The sequence below is a fragment of the Shewanella marisflavi genome, assembly GCF_023283925.1.
GTDB lineage: Bacteria > Pseudomonadota > Gammaproteobacteria > Enterobacterales > Shewanellaceae > Shewanella > Shewanella marisflavi.
Map to the genome: position 1 here is coordinate 232868 of NZ_JAKIKX010000006.1, position 9112 is coordinate 241979.

Sequence of the window (9112 nt, forward strand, 5' to 3'; positions counted from 1 at the left end):
GTGCTTAGTCACCTAGCCTAGATGAAGCTTTTGACGCTAGAGGTGAGGTAGTTATAATGCCCGGTTACTTACAACTGCCCTCTGGTAGTAAATTGATTGGTTTTTATACATTAAATGATGTGTTAGGGCGATAAGCAGTGTCCTGGAGTGAGCTAGGTAGCCGTTGGAAAAACAGGTTGAAACAGGTCGATTGGTATCTGTGTTTCGGCTTGATTTTTCTCTTCCTGGTGCTGTGCGGTTTGTCCCTAGGCGGTTGGAAGCTGCATCTGGTACTCAACGACGCAGATGCTCTGCCTATCGAGGCGGTCGCGATTAAAGGTGATAGACAGTTCACCAGCGACGCAGAGATACGCTCGGCGCTGCAGGATCTGATGCAGAGAAGCTTCTTCTCCGCCGATGTGAATCAGGTACAGCAGGCCTTGGAAAATCTGCCCTGGGTGTACCACGCCTCAGTGAGGCGAGAGTGGCCAGCTAAGTTAAAGGTATTTCTGGTCGAGCAGAAACCTGTGGCCCACTGGAACGAGACAGATTGGCTTAACGAGCAGGGGCAGGTGTTTAAGGCACCCAACCGGGACGGCATAGGGCTATTGCCTAACTTGGTCGGCCCGGAAGATCAGGCGTTGTCAGTGTTGACTAGCTATCGCCAGGTGAGTGAATTATTGAAGATTAACGGGTTTGATTTAACCCGTTTAGAGTTGAGTCCCAGACATGCCTGGATAGCTGTGTTGGCAAATGGCATAGAGCTGAATCTGGGACGGGAAGATAAGATGGCAAGGGTGCAGCGCTTCATCCATGTGTATCCCACATTGATGAAACAGGATAAGCCCGTTGCCAGAGTTGATTTGCGCTACGATACCGGATTGGCCGTAGGTTGGGATGATGCACAAAATGAGAGCCGTTAATTAATGACCAAGAATCAAGATAGAAATCTGATCGTTGGATTAGACATTGGAACGTCCAAGGTTGCTGTGATCATTGGTGAGGTGTTACCCGATGGCGAGATCAGTGTGGTCGGCCTAGGTAGTCATCCCTCTCGAGGCATGGACAAGGGCGGGGTGAATGACCTCGACTCTATCGTGCGTAGTGTGCAGCGGGCCTTGGATCAGGCCGAACTGATGGCCGACTGTCAGGTGGCGTCTGTCTACTTGGGGATCTCGGGTAAGCATATCGAATGTCAGAACGAAAACGGCATGGTGTCGATTAACGACGAAGAGGTGACTCAGGAAGACGTCGACAACGTTATCCATACTGCACGCTCGGTGAAGATCCCAACTGAGCGCCGCATTTTACATGTGCTGCCGCAGGAGTATGCCATCGATGTGCAAGACGGCATCAAGAGCCCTATTGGTATGTCTGGCATGCGGATGGAAGCCAAGGTGCATATCGTCACCTGTGCTAACGATATGGCGAAAAACATTACCAAGAGTGTCGAGCGCTGCGGATTAAAAGTGGATGACTTAGTGTTCTCGGCTATCGCCTCGGCAGATGCGGTATTAACAGATGATGAGAAAGATCTGGGGGTCTGTTTAGTGGATATGGGTGGCGGTACCACAGATATCACCATCTACACCAATGGCGCATTGCGTCACTGCGCCGTCGTGCCAGTGGCAGGTAACCAGGTAACCAGCGACATCGCTAAGATCTTCCGTACGCCGCTGTCACACGCCGAGCAGATTAAGGTGCAATACGCCAGTGCCAGAAGCGCCATGGTGAGCCGCGAAGACAGTATCGAAGTGCCGTCGGTTGGCGGACGTCCGTCGCGCACCATGTCTCGCCACACCTTGGCAGAAGTGGTTGAGCCTAGGTATCAGGAGCTATTTGAACTGGTACGTAAAGAATTGAGAGATTGCGGTCTGGAAGATCAGGTCGCCGCCGGTATCGTGCTAACAGGTGGCACTGCGTCTATCGAAGGCGCTGTGGATGTCGCCGAAGCGACCTTTGGTATGCCTGTTCGGGTTGCCGAGCCATTACCTGTAAAAGGATTGTTTGAATATGTGAACCAGCCCATCTACTCCACGGGTGTTGGGTTGTTACATTATGGTGCAAGACGAGTGCTTGAGCGTCAGTTCGAGCGCCCTGAGCGTCAAGGGGTGACCAGTCTTTGGAATCGGGTCCAAAGTTGGTTTAAAGGTGAGTTTTAAGGTTAATAACGCAGACTAAATGGAGAAAAGACCATGTTTGAGATCATGGATAGTCATTCCGATGAGGCGGTGATTAAGGTCATCGGTGTCGGTGGCGGTGGTGGTAACGCCGTCGAGCATATGGTGAAACACAATATCGAAGGTGTTGAGTTCGTTGCAACCAACACTGACGCCCAGGCGCTGCGAAAGTCAGCGGCGGGCACGACCATTCAATTAGGTCGTGATGTCACTAAGGGACTTGGCGCAGGCGCCAACCCAGAAATTGGTCGCCTGGCGGCCGAAGAAGACAGAGAGAATATCCGCAGCGCAATCAAAGGCTCGGACATGATCTTTATCGCCGCCGGTATGGGTGGTGGTACGGGTACTGGTGCTGCACCTGTGGTGGCTGAGATCGCTCGTGAAGAGGGAATTCTCACCGTAGCCGTAGTGACTAAGCCTTTCCCGTTTGAGGGTAAGAAGCGTATGGCTTACGCGGATCAAGGTATCGAGATGCTGGCTAAGCATGTGGATTCGCTGATCACTATCCCTAACGAGAAGTTACTTAAGGTATTAGGCCGCGGTACTTCACTGTTAGATGCTTTTGCTGCGGCTAACAATGTTCTGCTTGGTGCGGTGCAAGGTATTGCCGAGCTAATCACCCGTCCTGGTCTGATTAACGTCGACTTCGCCGACGTCAAGACGGTCATGTCTGAAATGGGTAATGCCATGATGGGCACAGGTGTGGCGAGCGGTGAAGATCGCGCCGAAGAAGCTGCCGAAGCGGCGGTTGCCAGTCCATTGCTGGAAGATATCGATCTGGCAGGAGCTCGTGGCGTTCTGGTTAACATCACGGCGGGCATGGACATGAGTATCGAAGAGTTCGAGACCGTAGGTAACCATGTTAAGGCTTATGCATCTGACAATGCCACTGTGGTTGTGGGTGCGGTGATTGACCCAGAGATGAGCGATGAACTGCGTGTAACGGTTGTGGCAACCGGCATTGGCGCCGAAAAGAAGCCTGATATTCAACTGGTTTCTAAGCCTGCGCAGCGCCCTGAGCCTACGCCAGCGCCTGAGGTTAAGATTGAACTTCCACCGGAAGAAGCAGTCCCACAGGCAATGGGAGCGGGTAATGTTGTGCAAGTGGCACAGCCTGCTGCGGCCGCTGCGCCTAAGAGTGATCTTGATTACTTAGATATACCGGCATTTTTGCGTAAGCAAGCTGACTAGCGCTTCTGGTTGGGAGTGCTAGCCACCGCCTTAACCAGGATGGTGTACGGCGACTATCGTCGGTAAATTTTGGTGAATTGGCAAAGATATGCTAGCATGTCCGACCTGCAGCGCCCTTGTGCGCCGCTTTGTTGTGCAAAAATAGACGCTTTTTGGTTGTGATATAACGGGTAAATAAATGATTTTTCAAAGAACTGTTAAAGAAATGGTTAAGACCACCGGTGTCGGATTGCATTCCGGTAACAAGGTGACTTTGACGATCAAACCCGCGCCAGTAAATACAGGGATCGTGTTGGTTCGTACCGACTTGACGCCGAGTGTGGCGATTGCCGCTAAGGCAGATCAAGTGCGTGAAACGACCATGTGTACGGCGCTTGTGAATGACGACGGTGTTCGTATTTCAACAATTGAGCATCTGTTTGCCGCGTTAGCGGGCTTAGGTATCGATAATGCAACGATTGAAGTCGATGCCCCTGAGATCCCCATCATGGATGGCAGTGCCAGCCCATGGGTGTTCCTACTACAGTCGGTAGGGATTCAGGAGCAAGCCGCAGCAAAGAAATATCTAAGAATTAAGCGCCCTGTGCGTGTTGAAGATGGTGATAAGTGGGCCGAACTGCGTCCATTCAAGGGATTCAGAGTCGATTTCGCAATCGATTTTAACCATCCTGAAATTGCCAGAAGTCAGCAACACATGGTGATGGACTTTTCATCTTCTGCTTTCGTTCGCGATATCAGCCGTGCGAGAACCTTTGGGTTTATGCGCGACATCGAATATTTGCGAGCCAATAACCTGGCGTTAGGTGGCAGCATGGAAAATGCCGTTGTGCTTGATGAATATCGTGTCCTCAACCCCGATGGTCTGCGTTATGAGGATGAATTCGTTAAGCACAAAATTCTCGATGCTTTTGGTGATCTGTATGTAGCAGGTCATGCTATCGTCGGTGAATTCCGTGCCTTTAAGACGGGACACGCACTGAACAATCAGTTAGTACGTGCCCTGTTAGCCGAGCAAGATGCTTGGGAATTGGTCAGCTTCGAAAAAGAAGAAGAGGTGCCAGTCAGTTTTGCTGTACCTACCGGTGCAGTATTGGCCTAAGCCTATTTGGATTGCCTTGAACGGCTGGCTAAAGCAGCCAGCCGTTTTAGTTTTTGGCCTAGGGAACCTTCTACATGTTCAGCCAAGGCTTCGATATGCGCCGCGGCGGTTTCGCTAATCTGGTTGTGAGCCTGCTTTGATTTTGTCTCATACATTTTCAAGCTTGGGTTGACTTTAACCTCGATAGCGGACAGCATGGGTAGCGTTTCGGCTTGTAACTGTTGTAAAAGTTTGGGTTTTTGAAAGTTTATCCTTGCAGCCCATGCAGCGGTGGTAGTTTCGATAACGAGCACACCTTGACGGAAGTTGGCAACTTTTAGTTGTTCCGTGACAGGACCAGAGATCACCTGTTTAACATAGTGATCTAGGTGGATCAGAAGTTCTGCTTTTTCGGCTATAGAGGGAAGTTGACCCTGCTGAAGCAGTAATTGACTGAGGTCCTGCGGGGGCTTTTTCATAACATAATAAAATGGCTTAATGAGGCTATGAGTGTAACAGTTTTTATTCAAGGTCGGAATGGTGCTATGCGCTGGCAACCGGGTAAGCGTTGGTTATTGCTACCTGTATTGCTGATTGCCGCAGGCACTGGCTTGTATCAGCACAATGCCAAACAACTCCAGCAACAACAGGCGAGTGTCGATAATGAGCGTGTTGCCCGCGAAGAGCAGAAGCATGAACTCATCGAGCTTAAAGGCGCAACCGAATCGCAATTAGCCATGTTGGTTACCCATGTCGCAAGAATGCAGGCTAAAGTCGCCCGACTTGAAGCTCTGGGTCAGCAAGTTGCCAAAGATTATAAACTCGAAGATCAATTCGATTTCTCTTCAGAAGTCGGTGTTGGCGGCCTGAGCGAACTGGGCAGCAACATCGAACTCGATCAGCTTATTCAGGATATGGATAGGCTAGTGTCACGAATAGATAACAATAATGTTCAATTATCACTACTTGAAACGGTGACATCTAATCTCCATATAGATGAAGAACGTTATATCTCGGGGCGTCCCATCCAGAAAGGTTGGTTATCTTCGCCCTACGGTTTACGCAATGATCCCTTTAACGGCCGCAGAACCATGCACAAAGGCATAGACTTTGCTGGCAAAGAGGGAGCCGATGTTGTCGCCACCGCTGGCGGCGTCGTAACATGGGCAGGCAATATGTTTGGTTATGGCGAGTTAGTCGAGATAGATCATGGTAATGGTCTGCGTACTCGCTATGGACACAATAAGTCTTTGTCAGTAGCTGTAGGTGATGTGGTCGCAAAAGGCGAAAGTATTGCCAAAATGGGGAGCACGGGTCGCTCGACCGGTCCTCATGTGCATTATGAAGTGTTGCGTGGTGGACAGCAGATAGATCCAAAGAAGTATGTCTACCGCAAGGCAGGTTAAACTAAAATAGGCTTTTGGACTCGACAGGGACTTAGCCAACAACATAAAAGTGGTTCAGATGTTTGGTAAATTACTGACAAAAATATTTGGTAGTCGTAACGATCGCACCCTTAAAACTCTCGGTAAGATTGTCACTAAGATTAATGCACTCGAAGCGGATTTTGAGAAACTTTCCGACGAAGAGCTCAAGGCCAAGACGGCTGAGTTTAAGCAGCGATTAGAATCGGGCCAGACGCTGGATGATGTAATGCCAGAAGCCTTTGCCGTTGTGCGTGAGGCCTCAAAGCGTGTGTTCGATATGCGCCATTTCGATGTGCAGCTACTAGGTGGTATGGTGCTTGATAGCAACCGTATTGCTGAAATGCGTACCGGTGAAGGTAAAACCTTGACTGCTACCCTGCCGGCTTATCTGAATGCACTGACAGGTAAAGGGGTTCACGTGATCACTGTGAACGATTACCTGGCTCGTCGTGACGCTGAAAATAACCGTCCCCTATTTGAATTCTTAGGTATGTCTGTTGGCGTCAATATCGCGGGTATGGGCCAAGCCGAAAAGAAGATGGCTTATGCGTCTGATATTACCTATGGTACCAACAACGAATTTGGCTTCGATTATCTGCGCGATAACATGGCCTTCTCGCCTAACGAGCGTGTTCAACGCCCACTGCATTATGCACTGATCGATGAGGTCGACTCTATTTTGATCGATGAGGCGCGTACGCCGCTGATCATCTCGGGCGCCGCAGAAGATAGCTCTGAGCTATATATTAAGATCAACACACTGATCCCTCATCTTATCCGTCAGGAGAAAGAAGATACCGAGGAAGAGATTGGTGAGGGTGATTACTCTATTGATGAAAAAGCCAAGCAAGTCCATATGACTGAACGCGGTCAGGAGAAGGTAGAAGTCCTGCTGACCGAACGCGGCATGCTCGCTGAGGGGGATTCACTCTACTCAGCAGCCAACATCTCATTGCTGCATCACGTTAATGCCGCGCTGCGTGCTCATACCCTGTTTGAAAAAGATGTCGACTATATTGTTCAAGATAACGAAGTGATTATCGTTGATGAACACACGGGTCGTACTATGCCGGGGCGTCGTTGGTCAGAAGGTCTACATCAGGCGGTTGAGGCTAAAGAAGGCGTTCATATTCAAAATGAAAACCAGACGCTGGCGTCTATCACCTTCCAGAACTTCTTCCGTCAGTATGAGAAGCTAGCCGGTATGACAGGTACTGCCGATACCGAAGCGTTCGAGTTCCAACATATTTATGGTTTGGATACTGTCGTTATTCCAACTAACCGTCCTATGGTGCGTAAAGACCATGCGGATTTGGTTTACCTCACGGCGGAAGAAAAATATGAAGCCATTATTAAAGACATCATAGATTGTCGCGAGCGTGGTCAACCTGTGTTGGTGGGTACGGTTTCGATTGAACAGTCTGAGCTGCTACATAGCATGCTTATAAAGGCGAAGATCCCGCACGAAGTACTTAACGCTAAGTTCCATGAGCGCGAAGCAGATATCGTCGCCCAGGCGGGTCGTAAAGGTGCGGTAACCATCGCAACCAACATGGCCGGCCGTGGTACCGATATCGTGTTAGGCGGTAACTGGAACATGGAGATCGAAGCGCTCGACAACCCAACTGCCGAACATAAAGCTAAGATCAAAGCTGACTGGCAGGTACGTCACGATGAAGTGGTTGCAGCAGGTGGTCTACATATTTTGGGTACAGAGCGTCACGAATCTCGTCGTATTGATAACCAGCTTCGTGGTCGTTCAGGTCGTCAGGGTGATGCCGGTTCATCACGCTTCTATCTCTCAATGGAAGACAGCTTGATGCGTATCTTCGCCTCAGATCGTGTCTCCTCTATGATGAAGAAGCTTGGCATGGAAAAGGGCGAAGCCATTGAGCACCCATGGGTATCTCGTGCGATTGAAAATGCCCAGCGTAAGGTTGAAGCGCGTAACTTCGATATTCGTAAGCAATTGCTGGAATTCGATGACGTGGCCAACGATCAACGTCAGGTGGTTTATGCTCAACGTAACGAACTCATGGATGCCGAAAGCATTGAAGACACTATCGTTAACATTCAGGCCGATGTGGTTAACGGTCTAATCGATCAATACATTCCGCCGCAATCAGTTGAAGAGTTGTGGGATGTTGCTGGCCTTGAAACCCGTCTTGAGCAAGAGTACGCCCTAAGAATGCCTGTTCAAGAGTGGTTAGATAAGGAAGACGATCTGCACGAGGAAACCCTACGTGAGCGCATCGTCGAGATGTGGGCTAAGGCATATAAGGCGAAAGAAGAGATGGTCGGTGCCCAGGTACTGCGTCAATTCGAAAAGGCTGTGATGCTGCAAACTCTGGACGGTCTCTGGAAAGAGCACTTGGCAGCCATGGACCATCTGCGTCAAGGTATCCATCTGCGCGGCTATGCACAGAAGAATCCTAAGCAAGAATATAAGCGTGAGTCGTTCGAGCTGTTCCAGCAGATGTTGGAGACATTAAAGCATGATGTGATCAGCGTATTGTCTAAAGTACAAGTTCAAGCGCAATCAGATGTCGAAGAGATGGAAGAGAGACGTCGCCAGGAAGAGGCTAAGATGCGTCGTGATTATCAACATGCTCAAGCCGAAGCACTCGTTGGCGCCGAAGAAGCTCAAGCGTTAGCCGGCACTCAGCCGGTTGTCCGTGAAGGTGAAAAGGTTGGCCGTAACGATCCATGCCCATGTGGTTCGGGTCGCAAGTATAAGCAGTGTCACGGCAAGCTAAGTTAATCAGTTAGTTTAGCTATAATAGAAAAAGCCATCCTTAGGATGGCTTTTTTGATCTTGGCGCGAGGCTCAAACTCCCTCTAAAGCCCCTATTTGTGGATAACTTTGGGGGTAAATGGTGTGTATGATGTGGCTATCTAAAAAGATCGAAAAAAGTCTGATTTTTCGTTAAAAACCACTTGCGCCCAAATCAGAACTGCCTATAATGCGCATCCACTGACACGGCAAAGCAGATAACGCAGCGTCGAAACACTTGGTAGCTAAGGCGATAAGGTGGTCAGTCACTGAAAAGTGAAGCCTCAAAAAGTTTGCAAAAACTGCTTGACGCGAACACGGGATTGCGTAGAATACGCAGCCCTAGCCACTCGGAACTACCGGGATGCGCTAAACGCTCTTTAACAATTTATCAAGTAATCTGTGTGGACATTCACAGGTGTTGAGTTAATCGAAAACGATTTATATCTCAATGCAACGATGAATGTTCATAGCAATATGTACA

At 49.5% G+C, this 9112-nt stretch carries 7 protein-coding genes; 6 read left to right on the top strand and 1 reads right to left on the bottom strand.

The features are described 5' to 3' along the window. Nucleotides 1–137: 137 nt before the first annotated feature. The 4 genes from L2712_RS13860 (at nt 138) to lpxC (ending at nt 4449) form a co-directional block, all read left to right on the top strand. A complete protein-coding gene (locus tag L2712_RS13860; protein WP_248978112.1) occupies nt 138–902 on the top strand; it encodes a cell division protein FtsQ/DivIB in 765 nt (254 codons plus the stop codon). Nucleotides 903–905: 3 nt separating this feature from the next. Beyond that, nucleotides 906–2141 (top strand): cell division protein FtsA, encoded by a 1236-nt coding sequence (gene ftsA, locus L2712_RS13865; RefSeq protein ID WP_033539389.1) that lies wholly within the window; start codon nt 906–908, stop codon nt 2139–2141. A gap of 33 nt (nt 2142–2174) precedes the next feature. Continuing rightward, nucleotides 2175–3350 carry a cell division protein FtsZ gene (gene ftsZ / locus L2712_RS13870; RefSeq protein WP_033539390.1) on the top strand — a complete coding sequence of 392 codons (1176 nt, stop codon included), beginning with the start codon at nt 2175–2177 and terminating at the stop codon, nt 3348–3350. Between the two features lie 178 nt (nt 3351–3528). Beyond that, the gene (gene lpxC, locus L2712_RS13875) at nt 3529–4449 is read left to right on the top strand and encodes a UDP-3-O-acyl-N-acetylglucosamine deacetylase (protein ID WP_033539391.1); all 921 of its coding nucleotides are present in this window, start codon (nt 3529–3531) and stop codon (nt 4447–4449) included. 2 nt (nt 4450–4451) lie between these two features. On the opposite strand, the gene L2712_RS13880 is transcribed toward lpxC, so the two are convergent. Next, nucleotides 4452–4907: a DUF721 domain-containing protein gene (locus tag L2712_RS13880; RefSeq protein ID WP_033539392.1), complete on the bottom strand. Its 456-nt coding sequence runs from the start codon at nt 4905–4907 to the stop codon at nt 4452–4454. A 27-nt stretch (nt 4908–4934) separates the two neighbouring features. Here L2712_RS13880 and L2712_RS13885 point away from each other — a divergent pair, with 27 nt between their 5' ends. Together L2712_RS13885 and secA are read left to right on the top strand one after the other, a co-directional pair. Beyond that, nucleotides 4935–5834, top strand: coding sequence for a M23 family metallopeptidase (locus L2712_RS13885; protein WP_033539393.1), 900 nt, complete (start codon nt 4935–4937; stop codon nt 5832–5834). Nucleotides 5835–5892: 58 nt separating this feature from the next. Then, complete coding sequence (gene secA / locus L2712_RS13890) at nt 5893–8616, top strand: preprotein translocase subunit SecA (RefSeq protein WP_248978113.1); 2724 nt, start codon at nt 5893–5895, stop codon at nt 8614–8616. Nucleotides 8617–9112: the final 496 nt, after the last annotated feature.

Excerpts from the sequence above, each read along its gene's own strand:
- lpxC (WP_033539391.1), top strand. The coding sequence starts at position 3,529 with ATGATTTTTCAAAGAACTGTTAAAGAAATGGTTAAGACCACCGGTGTC.
- L2712_RS13885 (WP_033539393.1), top strand. The coding sequence starts at position 4,935 with ATGAGTGTAACAGTTTTTATTCAAGGTCGGAATGGTGCTATGCGCTGG.
- ftsZ (WP_033539390.1), top strand. The coding sequence starts at position 2,175 with ATGTTTGAGATCATGGATAGTCATTCCGATGAGGCGGTGATTAAGGTC.
- L2712_RS13880 (WP_033539392.1), bottom strand. The coding sequence starts at position 4,907 with ATGAAAAAGCCCCCGCAGGACCTCAGTCAATTACTGCTTCAGCAGGGT.
- ftsA (WP_033539389.1), top strand. The coding sequence starts at position 906 with ATGACCAAGAATCAAGATAGAAATCTGATCGTTGGATTAGACATTGGA.
- secA (WP_248978113.1), top strand. The coding sequence starts at position 5,893 with ATGTTTGGTAAATTACTGACAAAAATATTTGGTAGTCGTAACGATCGC.